At 61.8% G+C, this 19,697-nt stretch carries 18 protein-coding genes; 13 read left to right on the top strand and 5 right to left on the bottom strand.

What is annotated here, in order from left to right:
* Positions 1-136: 136 nt before the first annotated feature.
* The 4 genes from ACIQUG_RS22445 to ACIQUG_RS22430 are packed head-to-tail and all read left to right on the top strand — an operon-like array spanning position 137 to position 4,772.
* Positions 137-1,759 (top strand): phytoene desaturase family protein, encoded by a 1,623-nt coding sequence (locus ACIQUG_RS22445; RefSeq protein WP_402324200.1) that lies wholly within the window; start codon positions 137-139, stop codon positions 1,757-1,759.
* A complete protein-coding gene (locus ACIQUG_RS22440; RefSeq protein ID WP_402324199.1) occupies positions 1,746-3,296 on the top strand; it encodes a phytoene desaturase family protein in 1,551 nt (516 codons plus the stop codon). Before ACIQUG_RS22445 ends, ACIQUG_RS22440 begins: the two co-directional genes overlap by 14 nt.
* Positions 3,296-4,519 (top strand): aminomethyltransferase family protein, encoded by a 1,224-nt coding sequence (locus ACIQUG_RS22435; protein WP_402324196.1) that lies wholly within the window; start codon positions 3,296-3,298, stop codon positions 4,517-4,519. Before ACIQUG_RS22440 ends, ACIQUG_RS22435 begins: the two co-directional genes overlap by 1 nt.
* 10 nt (positions 4,520-4,529) lie before the next feature.
* Positions 4,530-4,772 carry a hypothetical protein gene (locus tag ACIQUG_RS22430; RefSeq protein WP_402324194.1) on the top strand — a complete coding sequence of 81 codons (243 nt, stop codon included), beginning with the start codon at positions 4,530-4,532 and terminating at the stop codon, positions 4,770-4,772.
* Positions 4,773-5,066: 294 nt separating this feature from the next.
* Here ACIQUG_RS22430 and ACIQUG_RS22425 read toward each other — a convergent pair whose 3' ends face one another.
* The 3 genes from ACIQUG_RS22425 to ACIQUG_RS22415 are packed head-to-tail and all read right to left on the bottom strand — an operon-like array spanning position 5,067 to position 7,534.
* Positions 5,067-5,849 (bottom strand): SDR family oxidoreductase, encoded by a 783-nt coding sequence (locus ACIQUG_RS22425; RefSeq protein WP_402324193.1) that lies wholly within the window; start codon positions 5,847-5,849, stop codon positions 5,067-5,069.
* A 15-nt stretch (positions 5,850-5,864) separates the two neighbouring features.
* Positions 5,865-7,061: an aminotransferase class V-fold PLP-dependent enzyme gene (locus ACIQUG_RS22420; protein WP_402324192.1), complete on the bottom strand. Its 1,197-nt coding sequence runs from the start codon at positions 7,059-7,061 to the stop codon at positions 5,865-5,867.
* Positions 7,055-7,534 (bottom strand): RidA family protein, encoded by a 480-nt coding sequence (locus ACIQUG_RS22415; protein WP_402324190.1) that lies wholly within the window; start codon positions 7,532-7,534, stop codon positions 7,055-7,057. The genes ACIQUG_RS22420 and ACIQUG_RS22415 overlap by 7 nt, the downstream gene beginning before the upstream one ends.
* 331 nt (positions 7,535-7,865) lie before the next feature.
* On the opposite strand from ACIQUG_RS22415, the gene ACIQUG_RS22410 reads away from it, so the two are divergent.
* Together ACIQUG_RS22410 and ACIQUG_RS22405 are read left to right on the top strand one after the other, a co-directional pair.
* Positions 7,866-8,555 (top strand): LysR substrate-binding domain-containing protein, encoded by a 690-nt coding sequence (locus ACIQUG_RS22410; protein ID WP_402324631.1) that lies wholly within the window; start codon positions 7,866-7,868, stop codon positions 8,553-8,555.
* Between the two features lie 542 nt (positions 8,556-9,097).
* Positions 9,098-10,267 carry a hypothetical protein gene (locus ACIQUG_RS22405; RefSeq protein ID WP_402324189.1) on the top strand — a complete coding sequence of 390 codons (1,170 nt, stop codon included), beginning with the start codon at positions 9,098-9,100 and terminating at the stop codon, positions 10,265-10,267.
* A gap of 261 nt (positions 10,268-10,528) precedes the next feature.
* Here the strand turns inward: ACIQUG_RS22405 and ACIQUG_RS22400 are convergent, their stop codons facing one another.
* Together ACIQUG_RS22400 and ACIQUG_RS22395 are read right to left on the bottom strand one after the other, a co-directional pair.
* On the bottom strand, positions 10,529-12,541 hold the full coding sequence (locus ACIQUG_RS22400) for a methyl-accepting chemotaxis protein (RefSeq protein WP_402324188.1): 2,013 nt from the start codon (positions 12,539-12,541) through the stop codon (positions 10,529-10,531).
* Positions 12,542-13,003: 462 nt separating this feature from the next.
* Positions 13,004-13,666, bottom strand: a complete 663-nt coding sequence (locus ACIQUG_RS22395; RefSeq protein ID WP_402324187.1) for a DUF938 domain-containing protein — start codon at positions 13,664-13,666, stop codon at positions 13,004-13,006.
* A gap of 287 nt (positions 13,667-13,953) precedes the next feature.
* Here ACIQUG_RS22395 and ACIQUG_RS22390 point away from each other — a divergent pair, with 287 nt between their 5' ends.
* From ACIQUG_RS22390 to ACIQUG_RS22360, 7 genes are read left to right on the top strand one after another with little or no spacing between them, the layout of a single operon-like run.
* Positions 13,954-14,880, top strand: a complete 927-nt coding sequence (locus ACIQUG_RS22390) for an amino acid ABC transporter permease (protein WP_402324185.1) — start codon at positions 13,954-13,956, stop codon at positions 14,878-14,880.
* Positions 14,877-15,641: an amino acid ABC transporter ATP-binding protein gene (locus tag ACIQUG_RS22385; protein WP_402324184.1), complete on the top strand. Its 765-nt coding sequence runs from the start codon at positions 14,877-14,879 to the stop codon at positions 15,639-15,641. The genes ACIQUG_RS22390 and ACIQUG_RS22385 overlap by 4 nt, the downstream gene beginning before the upstream one ends.
* A 30-nt stretch (positions 15,642-15,671) precedes the next feature.
* Positions 15,672-16,532 (top strand): ABC transporter substrate-binding protein, encoded by an 861-nt coding sequence (locus ACIQUG_RS22380; protein ID WP_402324182.1) that lies wholly within the window; start codon positions 15,672-15,674, stop codon positions 16,530-16,532.
* A 19-nt stretch (positions 16,533-16,551) separates the two neighbouring features.
* On the top strand, positions 16,552-17,334 hold the full coding sequence (locus ACIQUG_RS22375; RefSeq protein WP_402324180.1) for a GntR family transcriptional regulator: 783 nt from the start codon (positions 16,552-16,554) through the stop codon (positions 17,332-17,334).
* Between the two features lie 26 nt (positions 17,335-17,360).
* Positions 17,361-18,101: a BtpA/SgcQ family protein gene (locus tag ACIQUG_RS22370; protein WP_043625311.1), complete on the top strand. Its 741-nt coding sequence runs from the start codon at positions 17,361-17,363 to the stop codon at positions 18,099-18,101.
* Positions 18,098-18,607, top strand: coding sequence for an ureidoglycolate lyase (locus ACIQUG_RS22365; protein WP_402324179.1), 510 nt, complete (start codon positions 18,098-18,100; stop codon positions 18,605-18,607). Before ACIQUG_RS22370 ends, ACIQUG_RS22365 begins: the two co-directional genes overlap by 4 nt.
* Positions 18,604-19,539: a carbohydrate kinase family protein gene (locus ACIQUG_RS22360; protein ID WP_402324177.1), complete on the top strand. Its 936-nt coding sequence runs from the start codon at positions 18,604-18,606 to the stop codon at positions 19,537-19,539. The genes ACIQUG_RS22365 and ACIQUG_RS22360 overlap by 4 nt, the downstream gene beginning before the upstream one ends.
* Positions 19,540-19,697 lie beyond the last annotated feature (158 nt).

Below are 19,697 nucleotides of genomic sequence, written 5' to 3'. Positions count from 1 at the left end.
TGGCCACATCAACCCTTGCTAAAAATCCTATCGCATTATCAGCGGATTGCAATATATTTGCTGAACGCTCATTCAAAATGGATGGACAACATTCTGCTTTCCGTGTCATTTTTTGATCAACGACAAGGGGAGCCACATGAAAAAATACGACGTGGTGATGATCGGAGGAGGACATAACGGCCTGGTCGCCGCCTGCTATCTGCAGCGGGCGGGGCTGAATGTCGTCGTCCTAGAAAAGAATGACTGGGTTGGGGGTGCTGCCACCAGCCGCGAGCTGACGCCCGGCTTTCTTTATTCGAACTGTTCCTATGTCTGCTCGCTCTTCCGCCCGGAAATCATGCGCGACCTCGAACTGCCGAAACATGGGCTGCAGGTGATCTCCTACGAGGGTGGCGCGGTCCTGACCCGCGACGGCGACTATCTCGCCTCCTATCGCGACCACGATTCCCACCGCCGCGAATTCGCGCGCTACTCCAAGCGCGATGCAGAAGCCTATGAGCGCTACGCCCGCGACGTCACCCGCCAGTGCCGCTTCATCCAGCCGCTTTTGATGCGCACCGCCCCCGACCCGTTCAGCTTCAAGCCGCGCGACATCTCGGAACTTCTCTATCTCGGAAAGAAATTCGGCGAATTCTTACCGGCCGAGATGGCGGCGACGCTGCGCTTCTGGACCATGTCGATCGCCGATTTCCTCGACGAGTATTTCGAGACCGACGTGATCAAGGCCTATCTGGCGCTTTCCGGCATCATCGGCACCGCACTCGGGCCGATGTCGCCGGGCACTGCCTATGTGCTTCTGCACCACTATATGGGCGAGGTCGACGGTTCGGTCGGCGCCTGGGGTTACGCCCGCGGCGGCATGGGCGCCGTCACTAAGGCGCTCGCCTCCTCGTTTAAGGCCGCAGGCGGCACGATCCGCACCGGCGCCGACGTCGCCAAGGTCCTGACCCGGGGCGGCCGCGCCCAAGGTGCCGTGCTTGCCGACGGCGAAGAGGTTCACGGCCGCCTCGTCGTCTCCAATGCCGACGTCAAGCGCACGTTCCTGAAACTCGTCGATGAGGACGCCCTGCCGGAGCGCTTCGTCCACCGCGTCAAGCACTTCAAGATGCGCGGCTCCTCCGGCAAGCTCAACATCGCGCTCGACAGCCTGCCGGAATTCCCGGCGCTGCCTGCCGGCTCCTCCTGCATCCGCGGCGACCTGCATTTCACCGACAGCGTCGAGCGCATGGAGCGGGCCTATGACGACTGGAAGGCCGGGCGCTGGTCGGCCGACCCCTTCGTCGACATGATGATCCCGACGACGCTCGACCCGACGATGGCTCCGCCGGGAAAACATTTCGTCTCCTGTTTCGTGCAGTACTGCCCACCGAAGGTGGAGGGCCGGGACTGGACCGATGCCGACAGGGACGCCTTCGCCGAGACGGTGGTCAAGCAGATCAGCGACTACTCACCGGGTTTTCGCGACCGCATCCTGCACATGGAGGTGCGCACGCCACGCGAGATCGAGCAGGAAGTTGGGCTGACGGAAGGCAACATCTTCCAGGGTGAACTCACCTTTGACCAGTTGCTCTTCAACCGGCCGGTCCCCGGCTATGCGCAGTATCGCAGCCCCGTGCGCGGCCTCTACATCTGCGGTTCGTCGACCCACCCGGGCGGTGGCGTCATGGGGGCGCCCGGCCGCAATGCCGCCGCCGAGATCCTGCGCGATCTTCGTCACAACCCCTCCGACAGGATGAGCCCCGCCCATGACGTCATTTGATGCCATCGTCATCGGCGGCGGCCACAACGGCCTGACCGCCGCCACTTTTCTCGCCCGCTCCGGCGCCAGGGTCCTCCTCGTGGAGGCAAGCGACGCGCTCGGAGGTGCGGCACGCGGCTATTCCTTCCATCCGGGCTTCTCGAGCCCGGGGCTTGCCCATGTCGTCAACCGCCTCGACCCGGAAGTGGGGGCGGCCATCGCGCTCGACGGCAGCCGCGACACGCCCGCGCCGACCGTCGTTCTGTCCCTGAGCGGACGTCACGCGGTGCTTCGCGGCGGCTATGGCGAGGTCATCGACGGCGTTTCTGACGACGAGGCGAAGCGCTTCCAGGATCTGCGCGGCAAGCTGATTTTCCAGGCAGGGATCCTGAAGCGTTTTCTGAAGCGCCGCCCGCCGGAGATTGGCGAGATGGCGCTGACTGACCTTGCCGCGCTGGCCGGCGCCGGGATCGGACTTTTGCGCAAGGGGCGCGAGGAAAGCCGCGACTTCCTGCGCATGCTGCTGATGAATGTCGCCGATATCGCCGACGAGTATCTGACCGACGACCGATTGAAAGCGCTCATTGCCTTCGACGCGACGCTCGGCATCCACCTCGGGCCCCGCTCGCCCACCTCGCTGCTCGGCCTCTATTATCGCCTGACCGGCGAGATGCAGGGCGTGACAGGCGCCCAGCGGATCGCCGGCAGTGGCGGGCGATCGACGATCGCAGCCTTTGAGAAAGCGGCAATCGGTGCGGGCGTGACCGTGCGAACCGGCGCTCGGGTCGAGCGTATCGTTGCGGACCGGGGCTGCGCCTCGGCAATCGTGCTTTCCTCCGGCGAAACGATCGAGGCCGCGGCCATCGTCTCGGCGATCCACCCGAAGGCGACCCTCACAAGCCTTGTCGATGCGGCCGAGATCGGCACCGGCTTTCGCCGCGCCGTCGGCAACATCCGCTCAAACGGCAATGTCGCCAAACTCGACCTGGCGCTTGATCGTGTGCCGGCATTTGCCGGCGTCGCATCCGCCGATCTTGAGGGCCGGCTGGTGATCGCCCGTTCGGTAGACCATGTCGAAGAGGCGTTCAACCCGGCGAAATACGGCCAGTTCTCCAACGATCCGGTGATGGAGATCACCCTGCCGAGCCTTGGCGATCCGTCGCTGGCGCCTCCCGGGGGCTGCACCCTGTCGGCACTTGTCGAATTCGCCCCCTATTCGCTCGCCGATGGCTGGGACAAGGGCAAGCCCGTCTTTGAAAGGATCGTGCTCGACACGCTGGAACGCTACGCGCCCGGCCTTGGAGATAGCATCGTGGCCGCCCACCTCCTGACCCCCGCCGACATCGAAGACCGCTACAACCTGCCCGGCGGCCACTGGCACCACGGCGAGCTCCAGGCTGACCAGCTGCTCGTCAACCGCCCGGTCAACGCGGCTTCCGGTTACGCAACGCCGCTGCGCGGCCTTTATCTGGCAAGCGCCGGCTCGCATCCGGGAGGCGGCATCTCGGGCTTGCCGGGCCTGCTCGCGGCCCGCCAGGTTCTTTCGGAGAAACGCTGATGACGATGCATCCGACCGCCCTTCGCCGCGCAGCCCAGGGCCATATCCAGACGCCCCGGCTGGAAACGCCGTTCCACGCACGCCTTGCAGCGCTCAGCGAAACCAACGACTGGTACAGCTGGGCAGGCTATAAGGCGCCGCACTCGATCTTCGACACGGAGCTCGAATATTTCGCGATCCGCTCGACCGCGGCGTTGTTCGACATCTCGCCGATGGTGAAGTACCGCATTCGCGGCGCGGATGCCGAGCGCTATCTCAACCGGCTGACGCTGCGCAACGTCGCAAAGCTCGGCACCGGCCGGGTGCATTATACCGCCTGGTGCGACGACCATGGCCACGTGCTCGATGACGGGACGCTGTTCCGGCTCGGCGCCAGCGACTTTCGCCTCTGCTGCCAGGAGCGCCATCTGCCATGGCTGTTCGACAGCGTGGCAGGTTTTTCCGTCGAAATCATCGAGGAAACGAGCGACATCGCGGCGGTCGCGCTTCAGGGCCCTACATCCTTCGCGGTTCTGGAAGCCGCGGGTCTTGCCGGCGTGGCGACGCTGAAACCGTTCCAGTTGGCCGAATTTCCGCACGGCGACGGCACCGTGACCATCTCGCGCACCGGGTTTACCGGCGATCTCGGCTACGAACTCTTCGTCGATGCTAGGCAGGCCGTCAGCCTCTGGGACCGGCTGTGGGCGGCCGGCACCGGCTTCGGTCTCAAGGCGATCGGCTACGATGCTCTCAACCGAGCCCGTGTCGAAGCCGGGTTCATCGTCGCCAACGCCGATTTCATCACCGCCGAGGCCGCACTTCGTGCTGACCGCGAGCGTTTGCCGGACGAAATCGGCCTCGACTGGCTGGTGGACGCGGAAAAGCCCTTCTTCAACGGACGCGACGCCATCTTCCGCGCGCGCGAAAGGAACACGCTGAAGCATGTGCTCGTCGGCCTTGAGATCGAAGGCAACATCCCGGCTGAGGGGGCAATTGTCTATCACCGCGGCAAGAAGGAAGTCGGTCTTGTCACCGCGGCGATCTGGTCACCGCTTGCCAAGCGCAACATTGCGATCGCCACTCTTTCACGGCCTTACGGCACACGCATCGTCGACGATCTCTGGGTCGAGATTTATGCGCTGCGGGAACTTCAGTATCAGAAACTCATGAAACGGGCCCGCATCGTCGCCCGACCCTTCGTCAAGCTCGACCGCCGTTCGGCCAACCCGCCGGGACGGTTCTGAGATCACCGCCATGGACTACGAGACGAAACGGCACTGGGAGATGATCAGGTTTCCGGCCGGAACCGAGTGGTCCGGCCGTGCCCGATATGCCGCCGCCATGTTCTTCTACCAGCACGGCCTGATGGATGCTGAAACGCTCGAGGTCTATCGGATCTGCTCTCGTCTCGATGCCGAGGACCCCGCTGCCGTTCTGCGGCGCTACAAGATCGGCGTTGATTGGCTGGCCCTGCTGGAAGGCTCCGTCGATCCGTAACCTCCCCGAGGGAAATGGAGCTGGGTGGCGAGACTTCTAGCGCCCGGCCGCTGCATCGTGACTTGGAAATGCCGCGTCCTGCGTGATTAAAGGCCTGGCGCGACGGTATTGAATCCCCCGCGATCGCGGCATCGGCTTAGCCGTGTTGTCGCTAATTTTGTCGTCGCGGTTTCGGCGGAGATGAGGCGCAAGCGTCGTCTTGGCAACCACGCCCCACTCGCTCCTACAACTGCTGTTTGCGAGCATGACTGCAGTTGTCGACGCGGAAGCATTGTTGCCGCGTCACGCCGGATCTCATGCAAGCGTTGACCTGAAAGCGCCACCGTCGAGCAGGATGTTCTGGCCGACGATGTAGCCCGCGTGCTGGCTGCAAAGAAATGCCGCGGTAGCGCCGAATTCGTCAATCGTGCCGAAGCGCCCGGTCGGATTCTCCGCATGCGCCTGCTGCCGCACCTGTTCAAGTGAGATACCCTGCATTTCTGCCCTTCGCTGGAGAAGCGCGGCTACACGATCAGTCTCATGCGAGCCCGGCAGGAGGTTGTTGATCGTTACCCCATGTTTCGCGACTTGCCTTGCCGTGCCGGCCACGAAACCAGTCAGCCCGCTGCGCGAGGCGTTGGACAGGCCCAACTCCGCGATCGGTGACTTTACTGACGCGGAGGTGATGTTGATCACACGGCCCCAGCCCCTGTCGATCATGCCGGGCAGAACCGCCTTCATCAGCAGGATCGGTGTCAGCATGTTGGCGTTCAATGCATTCAACCATTCATTCGCCTCCCAATCGGACCACAGCCCAGGCGGCGGTCCTCCTGCATTGGTCACGAGGATGTCGGCTTTCGGTTCTGCTTCGAGAAGCTGTTGCCTGCCTTCTACGGTCGTCACATCGGCTACCACGGCATAGACTTCGCCACTTGTCAGCGCGCGAAGCTCCCTTGCGGTGGCCTCCAGCGTTTCATGGCTCCGACCATTGAGGGTAACGATCACGCCCGCCTCTGCGAGCTTCTGCGCCACACCTCTGCCCAGCCCTTTTGAACTCGCACAGACGATCGCGCGCTTGCCCCTTATTCCCAGATCCATCGTGGTTCCGTCCTTCTATCGGATTGCATCTTTTGCGATTTTTTCAACCGCATCGACGAGGTCCTCAACCTCTCCCGCAGTGTTGTAGTAACTGACCGAGGCCCGGGCTATTTCCTGTAGTCCGCGCGCGGTCATGTCGAACGGCGTGTAGGGTACGCCGTTTGCCCCGATCGAGATACTTTTCTCGGCCAGCTTGCTTCGTACAACCGATGCGGAAATTCCCTCCACGGTAAAAGAGACGAGGCCTGACTGTTTCGTGCCGAGATCGCGCACCTCGACACCCGAAATGCACTTCAACCCTTTCCGAAGCCGGGTTGCCAGGAAGGCAATGCGGGCTTGGATCGCCTCGACGCCCAATTCCGAAGCCAGCGCGATCGCCTCGCCGAGCCCGAGAAGCAGCGATATCGGCGCTTCGGACGTTTCGAACAGGCGGGCGTCTTTCCTCAGTTCGACTTTTCCATCCACGAGAGGGCCGGAGCTTACGTCGACGAAACCGGGATTGAGCGTCTCAAGGAACTTGGAGCGAATGTAGACGAGAGCGGTTCCGCGGGGGCCTCTGACGTATTTCCTGCCGGCCGCCTTGAGGACATCGCAACCTATCTTCGACACGTCGATCGGGAGCTGACCAAGCGCTTGTCCGGCATCCACGAAGTATGGGACGCCCGCGGCGTTGGCTACCCGCCCGATGGCTTCGGCATCGTTTATCAATCCCCCATTGGCAGGAAGCCATGTCAGCGAGATTAGGCGCACCTTGTCGTTGAGCATTGCAGAAAGAGCGTTCGCATCGACACTGCCGTCGTCCAGGCAGGGAATGATCTCGATGCTTGCGCCGGCATGGCTTGCCGCACGCTGCATCGATGCGACGTTGCCGCCCCATTCCTGTCGGCCGATGAGAATACGGTCACCCGATCTCAGTGGTGGCAAAGCGGCAAACACGCTTCCCCAAAGGGCAGACCCCGATCCACCGAACGCAACCTCGCCTTCTTCGGCGCCGATGAATCTGGAAGCGTTGGTACGCAGCATCGCGAGCTCGTCCGTAACCCGTGCGGCAGCTTCCATCGGACCTCGCGTGGATTCCAGCATCAGGTGACCGACAATGGCTTCGGTGACGCGCCTTGGCGGCAGCGAAGCTCCGGCGTGATTGAAGTGCCTGCGCTCGGCGCAACCGGGTGTATCGCTACGCAGGCTGTCGATTCTTGCGTCGCTCAGCACCTGGTCGCCTCCAGTTCCACGACCGCGTCGATCTCGACGGCTGCCCCAGCGGGAAGCGAACTGACACCAATGGCGGCCCTCGTGTGCTGTCCGGCTTCGCCGAACACCGCGACCATCAGGTCGGAGGCACCGTTTGCAATCTTCGACTGATCCTTGAAATCGTTCGTTGCCGCAACGAACACGCCGAGCTTGACAATACGACGGACAGACGAAAGCGAACCGTCCGTCTTGGCGGCGATCTGCCCCAAAACGTTGAGGGCTGCGACACGCGCCGCGTGCACCCCCTGCTCGTGGGAGATGTCCGCCCCCAAGATGCCCGCGACGATATCACCATCCGGCGCCCTGCTGATCTGACCGGAAATGAACAGGAGGTCGCCGGTGCGGACCACCGAAATGTAATTCGCAGCCGGAGAGGTCGGCGCGGGCAGTTCCAGGCCAAGAGTAGCCAGTTTTTCTCGGATCGAAATCGTCATCGCTTTCTCCTTTTCTTTCTTGCTTCATGGAAGAAATCCGAGGAGCCCGCCAATTCAAAGCTTTGCGCCCTGCGATCGAATTTGTTAATGTCAACCGTCAATCATCCGCGAGGCATCGGCACGTTGCGAAGTTCCCCATCCCTCCCACCTCTTTCCGCGGCCAGGGTCTTTCAGGTGGTCGCAAAACGAGGAAGCTTCCGATTGGCCGGCGAGGGAACTGCTCATTACCCAAAGCGCGGTGAGCCACCACATCAAGCAGCTCGAGAGTGCTCTGGGCACTCCGCTCTTTCGTCGGATGAGTAAGAGCATAGAGCTGACCGAGGCAGGCACGATGTTTCTTGCCACCGTTGACGAGGCTTTCGCTGTGCTATCGGAGGGCACCGCGAAGGTGCGCTCGCGTTCCGGGCAGACCAGCTTGCGTGTGAGCCTGCTCCCCTCTTTCGCCGCGAACTGGCTGGTCAACAGACTTGGCGGTTTCCTCAAGAGCCATCCAGCGATCGAACTCGAATTGGATCCGACGCTGCGAATTGTCGATGTCGGGCGCGGAGAAGCCGATATCGCGATCCGATTTGGTGATTTTGGCGCGAGCAAACAGTCCTGCGTGCACCTCGCAGACGAAGATTTATCTCCAGTCTTGAGCCCGGCGCTGTACGGTGACGGATCCAAGTTTCAATCCCCCCTCGACATTCTCGACCACGAGATATTGCAGGCCAAGAGCGGCCTCGAGTGGCAGCTGTGGTCCGAGGCATTCGGATTTCCGCTTGAGAAGGCCAAGCAGACCCGCCTGACCGACTACAACATCGTCTTGCAAGCTGCTCTTGATGGTCAGGGCGTCGCCATGGGACGCGGCCTCCTTGTTCGGGAGCATGTTCGGGCCGGGCGGCTCATCAGGCCCTTGTCAGCGACCTTGAGCTCACAGAAAGCAGCGTACTGGGCAGCCTTCGACCCTCTCTCGAAAAAACGTTCAGCGATCGAAGCGTTTGTCGGCTGGTTGAAGAACGAGATGACCCTATCGGCGTAGCGAGCCGTGCGGCCCCAGGTCTGATCGATGCAATTCGTGCATTTCAACGACGCGAGCGGCGGAGTGGTGGCGATCAGAGACTGCGCTGCCCGTCAGCGTAAAATGCCCCCTCACCTCATCTGCCCGGCCACGCCAGCGACGGCGATGTCGATGATGTCGTCCGTGCACTGAGGGATCCTGTCATTGGCCGCTCGAGTGAGGTGAGCGCGAGCCTTGTTCTTGTCTCACCGTAGGCGGCTCGCTTGGTTCATCCTCCATCCGGGCTAATGGCGGCACGGCCAAACGCATGATAGTTTTATATTACTAATTGCGAATATATTGGTGCTTGTTTTGGGCGCGACATAGTTCGCATTCCTTGCGCAGCTGCCGGTGGACGATACTTCCGGCCGACTTTCGTCTCGTCTCCAACAATTCGCGGGAAGCCGAGGCAGAACGCAACGGGATCGCTCGGACCGCCGCGCGGCAGGCTTATGGGGGGCTGGGCGGGTGCGACCGGCAACTGCGCCGGGTTGATCTCGCATCGAGTACGAGTGGGAGGGGACATGCTGAAAAATATGATGCTGTTGTTGATCTCGCTCACCGTGGCGCTCGGTGTCGGGGAAGCAATGCTGCGCATGTTTACGCCGTTTCCAATCGGCACACGGACACACAAGAGCATCGACGAGAAATACGGCTATCGCCTCGATCCGGCACTGGGCGACGTCGATAAGGACGGCTTTCGGGATCCCTCTGGACTAAGCCATGACTTCCAGGTCGCGGCGGTCGGCGATTCGATGACCTATGGCAACAACGTTGACAGCGCGCATTCCTGGCCGGCGGCTTTTGCGGCAATGACGGGCGAGCGCACGTACAACTTCGGTGTTGGAAGCTACGGTATCTACACTTATCACGCCATCGTGCACGATGCTTTGGCCGCGGGCGCGAAAGGCAACATTGTCGCCGTTTTCCCTGCCAACGACTTCGCGGTCGTCTTTTCCGCCTGTGATATCATGAAGGCTCGTTCCGACTTCTGGCTCTCAGAGCAGAAGCGGCTTCATCTGAAGGCCCTGTTTGGTGACGCGCGAGGCTATTCGATGTGCGGCGAGGAGCAATCCGAGAGCCTCAAGACGAAGCTTGTCGAGAATGTCGCGATCCTGAGTGCCTATCACCATGAGATAGCGGAACGACTGAAGAGCCTTTACGCCCAACTGTTCAAGCAAGGCGACGGGGAAACATCCGAATACTATACATTTCCGGACGGGTGCCCTTCGGTCCTGAAGCGCTATGTCGACGACCACGGCCGGATGGCGGATCTGGCGTCGCCCGAAACCGCAGCAATGTTTGGCGACTTCCAGCGGTTTGCGGCCGATTGGGCACAGCAGCGGCCGGGGCGGGTCGGCATTCTGCTCATTCCGTCAAAAGAGCGCGTGATCTTCGAGTGGCTGCGTCGCCACGACCGGCTGGCGTCAGCCGCGCCGGAGTTTGTACTCAGCGTTGAACGCCAAGTTGCCCTCGAGGACAAGATCCGCCAGACCGCAGAGGAGTTCGGTTTGCCGTATCACAGCGCGCTGGCCGCAACCACCGATGCCCTGCAGGAGGCGATCCTTGCCGGGCACCGCCTTTATCCTGAACGAGACGGCCATCCGTTTGAAGCTGGTTACAGCGCGTTCGCACGGACAGCATCATTACTTTGGGATGAGATGACGGTGAGGGCCGCTCAGGCTGGCGACTAGTCGCCGATCGGAAGCCCTTTGATAGGGCCCAGCGAGCAATGAACGCTGTGCCGATGCGCGAGATTTCCCCCTCTTGGACCAGGCAACCCTTTGATCGACGCCGCGCACGAGCTTGGCGTCAATCAGAGTTCAGACTGAATGACGTTGACTATTATGCCTGATGGTCAACGCCACCCCTTGAAACCGCAGAGCGGGCGCGGTCAAAGCACCAGCAAATCTGGACCAACTCGCTTGGCCAATTTGCTAATCGCGCCTGGCGATTCAGAATTCCTGCCAATCGCTGCTGACATCGAGTGCTGCGCTCCCGTGGTAAGCTGCTGTCCTACGTGTCGGCCGATGCGGCTGAGAGCTGTCGCTCCTTGTGGTCGTTCGCGCATTCGCCAAGGGCGTCTCCGCTATGCCCTGAAGCTTGAATTGGCTGACAAGCTCCCTGAGGCGCACGGCCTCATTGGCAAGCGTGTTGGATGCCGCATTGGACTGCTCCACCATTGCCGCATTCTGCTGCGTCGTCTGATCCATCGCGTTGACGGCGGTGTTGACTTCGGCAAGCCCGACGGACTGCTCTTTCGCCGACGTGGCGATCGATTCCATATGGACATTGATTTCGACAATGAAGCCACTGATCGTCTTCAACGCGGAGCCTGCGTCCCGGACGAGCTTCACACCGTTCTCCACCTCTGCGGAGGAGTTGTGAATGAGGCCTTTGATTTCCTTGGCTGCCTGCGCCGAACGCTGCGCCAGCTCACGAACTTCCTGGGCAACGACCGCAAAGCCCTTGCCGGCTTCGCCCGCCCGGGCCGCCTCCACCCCGGCGTTGAGGGCAAGAAGGTTCGTCTGAAACGCAATCTCGTCGATAACGCCGATAATGTTGGAAATCTGCTGCGAACTTTCCTCGATCTTTCGCATGGCCTCTTCGGCGTGGGATACGACCTGGGCGGATTCAGCGGCCGAATGGTTGGCGCGGCTTGCCACCGCCTTGGCCTCCTCGGTTCGTTTGGAGGAATTGGCGACGTTGACGGTAATCTCGTCGAGCGCCGCCGCGGTCTCCTCGAGGGAGGCTGCCTGCTGCTCCGTTCGCTTTGAAAGATCGTCCGTTCCGACGGCGATCTCGCGCGTGCCGGTATCAAGGGTCGAAATCGATCCTGAAATCTGCACAAGGGTCGTGCCGAGTTGGGCGACTGACTGATTGAAATCGTGGCGAAGCGCTTCGAAATCCTGCGCGAAGGCATTATTGAGCTGGAAGGCCAGGTCGCCGGATGCCAGCCTCTTCAAGCCAGCTGCCAGGCCCGACGTTGCGACGCGCAACCGTTCGGTGGCATCGGCTTCAGCCTTTTCCTGCATGGCAATGCGCTCGAACTCGGCGCGTTTGCGGCTTTCTGCGGCGTCCTGTTCGAGCCGCCGGTTCGTGATGGCGGCCTGGCGGAAGACTTCAAGCGCCTTGCCCATATCACCGATTTCATCGGAATTGCGCGCAAGTTCGATCTGGGCGTCCAGCTGCCCCTCGGCAACGAGACCCATGGAAGTCCCAAGCCTGTACATGCCTCCGATAATGCGTTTGAAGGTGACAAATCCGACAATGACAAGCATGAGCGCCAAAGCGGACATGGCGATGGTGATAAGGGTCCAGTAGAACGATGCCTCGACATTGGCTTCGTCGACCGCGGCTTGCGTGCGATGCTCCAATTTCACGTAGAAAGCATCCACCGGCTTCATGATCTCAGCCTTGAACCGGTGGTAGTCCGGCGAGTTGAGCATTTTCGTCGCTTTGCCCTTGGCTTCGGGCCCAAGTGTGGCGGCGTTGTCAACGAGCTCCATCGCCTCGGTTTCAAGCTTGATCAGCGCATCGGAGCGCTTTCCCGCCTCGTCGAGAAGGGCGAATTCCTCCTTGGTGAAACCGGCCTGCTTCATCAGGTCCTGCATGGACACGGCCGCCCCGTCAGGACGCGGCTTTGCGTCCCCGCCGGCGACGAAATCCCAATAGATGCGGTGATAGTCTTCAGGCCGAGGCCGCGTTCCATTGCGGATTTCAACCACCGCATTGTATTGGTCCTTGAAGGAAGGGTCCCCGGTCTCCGCGTAGGTACGCACAAGCCGGGTCAGATCATCCGACGATTGCCGGAAGTTGTCAGCCAACATGTAGGAACGATACTTCTGGTCGTATGCACGCGTAACATCGGCTGCGGCACCCGCGTAGCCCCAAAGGCTGGCGACGAGGCCAGCCATGGTCATACCGGTGACCGATGCCAGAACGATGAATTGGCTCTTAATTCTCATGACGACGATTCCTGATGCGGATATCGCTGCTGGCGCGCCGAATTCATTTCTTCGCCAGAGGCCATACCTCACACAAAAGCAGGGTAGACCGGACTGCATTGCCCGAAACAAGTATCCCCTAGAATAAATTGGTTATTGAACCGATAATCGATGTTGAGGATACAACGAATTTTCAATAAATTCTGAATATTCCCTTTTAGGTTGCAATATTTATTATAATAATTTGTGGTTTACCTCTTTCTGGTTGGTCGCGCATATTGCTGCCATAGCGCATGGTATCGAAGATTATACCTTCTAATGGTCGATATGCGTCGCTACAATTTCTGAGTGAGAATTTGGAGACTGCGCGGTCCTGCCGCGGAAAGACCAAGCCCTCGGCCGTTCAACCCGTTCACGATGCTAATCCAATAAGGATCGCCAACGGTGAAACGACTGGAAGCTGGGACGATTGCTGTTCAACCACTACCTGGCGAAGACCAGCAACATATTGTTGGCAGGCATCTCGATCGTCTCGCGGAGATTTAGTCCGGCGGCCTCAGCCGCTTGCTCAAGCGCAACGATGTCACGCACACCCCAGGATGGGTTTCGCTCCCTTAGAGCGGCGTCGAAGGTCGCGTTCGAAGGGGCGTTGTGTGCGCCATCGCGCATGTAGGGGCCGTAGAGAACAAGAAGCCCACCCGCCCGAAGCAAACGGCCAGCTCCTGCAAACAATCCCAAGCTTGCCGCCCATGGCGCGATATGGATCATATTGATCGACACGATGGCGTCAAAATGCCCCGCTTGCTCGACGCCCCATTGTCCTGAGCACACATCAATATCCAGCGGTGGCAGCACATTCTCCTGCCCTGCGAATTTGATCCAGCTGGACGTGCTCGCGCGTGCGTCGGCATCCGGATCGCTCGGCTGCCAGGTGAGGTTCGGCATTGCTCCCGCAAAACACACGGCGTGCTCGCCGGTCCCGCTACCGATCTCCAGTATGGCCCCATGTGCCGGAAGGACACGTTTCAGGACCGCGAGGATGGGCGCCGAATTTCGCGCAACGGAAGGCGAGAACATGCGCTTGTCAGCAGTTGCGCTGCGCTTTTCCAGCGCGACAGACGAGCGATCCTCCTTCTTTGTGGGCATAGGTCTTACATCTCCTTTGGGCGCTGTGCTTTTCGGACGGCGCCGAGGCCAGCTCTTCGGCATCCAGATGATTGCTATGGCCGCCCGGCCGCTGCCGCAAGCGGTGAACGACAGATTGCGGCGCAGACCATCACGGAGAGCAGGCGCAGACCGCGTTGATGTCCAGAGCCCCTTGTTTCCACATCCTGGCGCTTCGCACCTTCTTTGAGCAAGTGCTGACAAAGCGGCTTGACACCAGGCGAAAGCGTCCGTAGTTAGTTGTAGGCCTAACCCTACAAGTGGAATTCATGCCTCATTTGCCTCACTCTTCGCCCGCAGCCCTGCAGCTGACCGATCTGCCCGGCCCGGATGTGACCGTACGTCGCCTGCGGCACCCCGGCCGCTGGATCAGCGGGGGCCTCGTTCTGCTGCTGCTCGCCGTCATCGGCCGGGCCTTCGCCGTCGGGCAGATCCAGTGGACCGTGGTCGGACAGTTTCTGACTGCCGGCGTCATCGTCACTGGCTTCGGCTGGACGCTGCTGATTTCGGCCTGTGCTTTGGTACTCGGCGTCGCCCTTGGCTTTGCCTTCGGCATCATGCGGCTCTCGGAAAATCCGATCCTGCGTTTTGCCGCGTGGCTCTATGTCTGGGTTTTCCGCGGCACGCCGGTACTCCTGCAGCTGCTCATCTGGTTCAACATCGCGCTGGTCTTCCCACGCCTCTATATTCCGGGCATCGTCGACGAGCGCATGGTCGACGTCGTCACGCCGTTCGTGGCAGCTGTCCTCGGGCTCGGCGTCAATGAAGGTTCCTATCTCACCGAAGTGGTGCGCGGTGGTATCGGCTCCGTCGACCGCGGCCAGAAGGAAGCGGCCCACACGCTCGGCATGACGCCGGGCCAGACCATGCGACGCATCATCCTGCCCCAGACGGTGCGCCTGATCCTGCCGGTGCTCGGCAACAGCGCCATCGGCATGCTGAAATTCTCCTCGCTGGCCGCCACGATCGCCATGGGCGAGATGCTGAACGCTGCACAGCGCATCTACTTCATCAACGGTGCGGTGATCGAGCTCCTGTTCGTCTGCGCTGTCTGGTACCTGGCCGGGACCACCGTCCTTTCCATCGGCCAATATTATCTCGAACGTCACTTCGGCCGCGATGCCGCAACCGCCACCAGCGATCGCCGCGGGTTCTGGGCCTGGGCGCGCCGGCCGGCCGCAAGGGGGGAAGCATGAGCCTCGCAGTCAAGGCGGTCGGTATCCGCAAGAGTTTTGGCAGCCACGAGGTCCTCAAGGGCCTGGATCTCGACGTCGCCTATGGCGAGGTGCTTTGCATTCTCGGGCCATCCGGCAGCGGCAAGAGCACGTTCCTGCGCTGCATCAACCACCTGGAAACACCCAATGGCGGCTATGTCTGGGTCGATGGTTCGATCATGGGCTATGAGCTTAACCGCGGCGCGCTTCAGGAATTGCCGATCAAGCGGTTGCGCGCCCAGCAGAGCCAGCTCGGCATGGTGTTCCAGCATTTCAATTTGTTCGCGCATCGAACGGTGCTCGGAAACGTCATCGAGGGCCCGATGGTTGTGCGCGGTCTCAGCCGTAGCGAGGCCGAAGCCCGCGCCATGACCCTGCTCGAGCAGGTCGGCATGGCCGCCAAGGCGTCCAGCTACCCCTCGCAACTTTCTGGCGGCCAAAAGCAGCGTGTCGCGATTGCAAGAGCACTGGCGATGGAACCGCGCGTCATGCTGTTCGACGAACCGACCAGCGCGCTGGATCCGGAACTCGTCGGCGAGGTGCTGGAAGTGATGCGCAATCTGGCACGCGGCGGCACGACCATGATCGTCGTCACGCACGAGATCGGCTTTGCCCGCGAGGTCGCCGACCGCGTCGTGGTGATGATCGACGGCGAAATCCGCGAAAACGGTGCGCCGCAGCAGGTTCTCAGCAACCCCGGCGACCCGCGCGTGCGCAGTTTCCTCAGCCGCGTGCTGGCCTGATCAACAAAGTTCAAAAAAGGGAGAACGGAAATGAAACAACTGCTGCCGACGGTCCTCGGGCTCGCCTCAGCCACATTCATCAGCCTCGCATCCGGCCTGGCCGCCCATGCCGCCGACGAAAAGCTAGCAGCCACCCTGCCGGAAGCGGTTCGCTCGGCCGGTAAGCTGAACTTCACCATCAGCCTCGCCTATCCACCGATGGAATACAGCGACGCCGGTTCGACCGAACTCAAGGGTTTCGACATCGACCTTGCCAAGGCGATCGCCGAACGCCTCGGCCTGACGGCAGAATTCCAGAATGTCGAGTTTCCGCAGCTCATTCCGCAGGTCGTCACCGGCCGCTCGGACATGATCATCACCGCCTTCTCCGACAAGGTGGAGCGACAGGGCCAGCTCGACTTCATTGACTATTTCAAGACCGGCAACGTCTTCTACTCGACGCTCGATCATCAGAGCGAGATCAAGACCGAGGCCGACCTTTGCGGAAAGACGGTGGCCGTGGCCACCGGCACGAGCTGGGTTACCTGGGCGGAAGAGCTTGGAAAATCGATCTGCCCGGCCGACAAGCTGATCACCGTCATCCAGATCCCGACCCAGGCCGAGCACATCATGCAGATCCGCCAGGGCCGTGCCCAGGCCTCGGTCATCGGGCTCGAGGGGCTTCTCGATCTCATCAAGCAGGAGCCGGGCAAGTTCTACCAGATCGGCGATGTCGGAGAAATCAACCACTACGGCATCGCCTTCGCCAAGGCGAACGGCGATTTGCGCGATGCGGTGCATGCAACGCTCAATGCGCTGAAGGCAGACGGTACTTATGCACAGATCCTCGACCGCCACGGCTTGAAAGAGGCTGGCGTCGAGGAGTTCAAGATAAACGGAGCGACAAAGTAACCCCTTGCCGGAGCCTGCCTTGACCCATCCTTCCACGCCAGACGCCAACGCAACGACCGAAAGCCCGGATGACCGGCTGTCGCGCTTTCGCCTCGATTCCTTTTCGAGCGAGCAGCTCTACCGGCAGCTATACCGGGCCTTGCGTGCCGCCATTCTGAGCGGTGACTTCTCCGAAGGGGAAGCCATCCCCTCGGAGAACCAGTTGCGCGACCAGTTCGGCATTGCCAGGACCACCGTGCGCAACGCGATGGCGCTGCTGGTGTCGGAAGGATTGGTTCAGCAGGTGCGCGGTCGGGGCACCATCGTCTCGCACCGACCGATCAGCCACAACATCTGGAACTTCGGCAGTTTTACCGAGCTGGCCCGACGCCAGGGCCAGCGCCCGGTGACCCGGGTGCTGGAGCACAAGGTGGAAAACGGCGAACTCCTCCTGGTGCGCGCCCGGGGCCTTGCGAACGGCGAGACGATCAGCTGGCTGAACGTCGACACGTCGCACCTCGACCTTTCCCTCTACCCCGGCATCGATGCCTACGATTTCGGCGCGCAATCCCTCTACGAGGTGCTGCGCCGCGATTACCATCGCCATCCCCTTCGCTCGGAACTGCTGCTCACCGTCGTGCCGCCGTCCGATCGTCTTCGGGAGGTCTTTGCTCCGGCGCCTTCAGTGCCGGGCTATCTTTGCGCCAGCGGAGACGTGCTCGATGCCGACGACCAATTGGTTGAACGCACGTCGATCGTCTACTCGCCGGCCGTCCAGATGAAATTCGCAACGCGCTGGGGGCGCGATACCGCGCCCGCATGAAGGCGGTGCGACCCAGGAGAACTGACATGAGCCGTTTTGGCGAGACTTTCACAACCCCGAAACCCATCCTCGGCATGCTGCACCTGACCGGCGATGGACCCGCCGCAAAATGCGCCCAGGCCGAAGAAGAGGCCCGCATCATGGCCGGCGAAGGGGTCGACGGGCTGGTGGTCGAGAACTATTTTGGCGATGCCGACGATGTCGAGCGCGTCCTCGAACGGTTGTGCACCCTCAACCTCGGCGCGCGGATCGGCGTCAACGTGCTGCGCGACGATGCGCGGGCGTTTGCGCTTGCCGCACGCTTCCCCGTCTCCTTCATTCAGGTGGATTCCGTTGCCGGCCACCTGCCGCCGGAAAGCGACGTCTCGTTTGCGGCTGACCTTGCCGCCCGGCGGGCCGGCGTACCGGCCTTGCTTCTCGGTGGCGTACGGTTCAAGTACCAGCCGGTTCTTTCGGGGCGATCCGAAGAAGATGACGTCCGCCTGGGGGCAGCACGCTGTGACGGCCTCGTGGTGACGTCGGATGCCACAGGCCAGCCAACCGACATGGAAAAGGTGGCGCGCTTCCGCGCGGCAACCGGCGGCACCGTGCCGCTCCTCATCGGCGCCGGCCTCACGGAAGCCAATGCGGTCGAGCAGCTTGCGCACGCCGACGGCGCCGTTGTCGGGAGTTGGTTCAAGCACGACCATAAGGATACCGGCCTGGTGGAGGCCGGCCATGTGGCACGGCTGATGCGCGTCGTGCGCACCGCACGGAGTGCAGCATGAGCACCCACACCGTTGCGGCGCGCCCGGTGACGCCTGAGAATTTTGCCCGCTACGGCAAGGTCTATGACCTCGTCGACGATCTGGACGCGCAGGTGATCTGGACGACGGGCGATGGATGGCATGATGGCTTCACCCGTATCCCGCTGGTAGAAGGCTCGCCCCGCCTCGGCATCACGCGTGCGCCGGGAGCGCCATGGTCGTGCACCGCGATGGAACGGCATCTGCTGACCGAGGAGGCGATTTTCTGCGCCGGCGAGCCGGTCGTCCTTGCGGTGGCTCCCGCTTCGGCGGCCGATGCTCCCGTTGCGGCCGACATCGAGGCCTTCATCATCACGCCGGGCAAGGCCGTGGTGATGCATCGGGGTATCTGGCATGACGCCTGCCGGGGTGCATCCGGCCCGACGCCCTATTATTGGATGGCGGTCTGCGGCCTCGGCGAAAGTCCATGGGTGCCGGTCGAGGGAGGACCGCGCCAGATCGAGGTCGTGCAAGGACAAACCGCATGACCGCCTTTTTCATCGGCGATATCGCGCTCGACGAATACTACACGGCCGATCGTTGGCCCGGCCGCGCAGACAAGGGCATGGTCCGCGAATTGCCGGCCGAAATCGGCGGCTCCATTGCCAACGCCGCCGTCGTGCACGCGGCGCTCGGGGGCGATACCCAGTTCATTTCGCTGCTCAATGACAGCCCGCTGTCGCGCCGCCTGATCGACGACCTCGGGCAGAACAGCGTCGCTGCCGATCATATGCTGACCGATCGCACGGTTGCGGAATCGCGCAATCTCATCTTCCTCATCGACGGCGAGCATGTCGTTTTGACAGTCGAGATGGGCGAGCAGCCAATGTGGCTCCCACCGGCAACGCTTGCTGCCCTGCGCCAGCCAGGCTTCCTCTACACGACGCTTTACCGGGTGCGTCGGCTCCATGCAGAGACCGACGGGGGCGTGCTGAAGCAGGCCGATCTCGTTGCCGATCTCAGGCGCCACGACCGCCGCGCGATCTTCGATCTCGATGTCGGCGGCTGCGCATCCGAAGACCTGCCCTATCTCAAGGGCGCTGCCGTCGTCATCTTCAACCAAGTCGGCTTCCGCGCCGCCTTCGGCCATGACGACATCTCCCGCATTGCTGACTGGATACGGGATCACGAGATCGGCTGGGTCGTGCGCACCCTGGCCGCCGACGGTGCGGAGGCACACGACGGAAAGACGCGCCTTGAGGCAAAAGGCTACCCGGTCGACGTCGTCGACGTGACGGGTGCCGGAGATACGTTCGGCGGAGCATTGACCTGGTGTTTGAGCGAGGGGCAATCCTTTGCAGAGGCGCTGGATTTTTCCATCGCCGCCGCGTCGCGCTCCGTTACGATCCATGGCCCGCGCGGCGGTAAGGCGAGCGCGCCGGATATCCTTGCATGGCGTGCGCAAAGGCGCGGGCCCTGATAGGCCGAGACTGCGACCGTGCCTCAGCCCCGAAATCGCCGCCCGTACGCTTTGCCTTGATCTCGCGAAACGGGAGGCCTTGCCTCCTGCTTCGCAAGCTCGCGCTGACCGATGGGGATTGAAGTTGAAGCGCCTGCGCGAGGAACCGGCCGCACGGA

Origin of the sequence: Ensifer sp. NPDC090286 (genome assembly GCF_044769565.1) — a bacterium.
Taxonomy (GTDB): Bacteria; Pseudomonadota; Alphaproteobacteria; order Rhizobiales; family Rhizobiaceae; genus Ensifer.
The sequence above is the reverse complement of the archived record's forward strand: the minus strand, read 5'-3'. Positions and strand labels throughout refer to the sequence as shown.

Excerpts from the sequence above, each read along its gene's own strand:
- ACIQUG_RS22445 (WP_402324200.1), top strand. The coding sequence starts at position 137 with ATGAAAAAATACGACGTGGTGATGATCGGAGGAGGACATAACGGCCTG.
- ACIQUG_RS22440 (WP_402324199.1), top strand. The coding sequence starts at position 1,746 with ATGACGTCATTTGATGCCATCGTCATCGGCGGCGGCCACAACGGCCTG.
- ACIQUG_RS22435 (WP_402324196.1), top strand. The coding sequence starts at position 3,296 with ATGACGATGCATCCGACCGCCCTTCGCCGCGCAGCCCAGGGCCATATC.
- ACIQUG_RS22430 (WP_402324194.1), top strand. The coding sequence starts at position 4,530 with ATGGACTACGAGACGAAACGGCACTGGGAGATGATCAGGTTTCCGGCC.
- ACIQUG_RS22425 (WP_402324193.1), bottom strand. The coding sequence starts at position 5,849 with ATGGATCTGGGAATAAGGGGCAAGCGCGCGATCGTCTGTGCGAGTTCA.
- ACIQUG_RS22415 (WP_402324190.1), bottom strand. The coding sequence starts at position 7,534 with ATGACGATTTCGATCCGAGAAAAACTGGCTACTCTTGGCCTGGAACTG.
- ACIQUG_RS22410 (WP_402324631.1), top strand. The coding sequence starts at position 7,866 with ATGTTTCTTGCCACCGTTGACGAGGCTTTCGCTGTGCTATCGGAGGGC.
- ACIQUG_RS22405 (WP_402324189.1), top strand. The coding sequence starts at position 9,098 with ATGCTGAAAAATATGATGCTGTTGTTGATCTCGCTCACCGTGGCGCTC.
- ACIQUG_RS22400 (WP_402324188.1), bottom strand. The coding sequence starts at position 12,541 with ATGAGAATTAAGAGCCAATTCATCGTTCTGGCATCGGTCACCGGTATG.
- ACIQUG_RS22395 (WP_402324187.1), bottom strand. The coding sequence starts at position 13,666 with ATGCCCACAAAGAAGGAGGATCGCTCGTCTGTCGCGCTGGAAAAGCGC.
- ACIQUG_RS22390 (WP_402324185.1), top strand. The coding sequence starts at position 13,954 with ATGCCTCATTTGCCTCACTCTTCGCCCGCAGCCCTGCAGCTGACCGAT.
- ACIQUG_RS22385 (WP_402324184.1), top strand. The coding sequence starts at position 14,877 with ATGAGCCTCGCAGTCAAGGCGGTCGGTATCCGCAAGAGTTTTGGCAGC.
- ACIQUG_RS22380 (WP_402324182.1), top strand. The coding sequence starts at position 15,672 with ATGAAACAACTGCTGCCGACGGTCCTCGGGCTCGCCTCAGCCACATTC.
- ACIQUG_RS22370 (WP_043625311.1), top strand. The coding sequence starts at position 17,361 with ATGAGCCGTTTTGGCGAGACTTTCACAACCCCGAAACCCATCCTCGGC.
- ACIQUG_RS22365 (WP_402324179.1), top strand. The coding sequence starts at position 18,098 with ATGAGCACCCACACCGTTGCGGCGCGCCCGGTGACGCCTGAGAATTTT.
- ACIQUG_RS22360 (WP_402324177.1), top strand. The coding sequence starts at position 18,604 with ATGACCGCCTTTTTCATCGGCGATATCGCGCTCGACGAATACTACACG.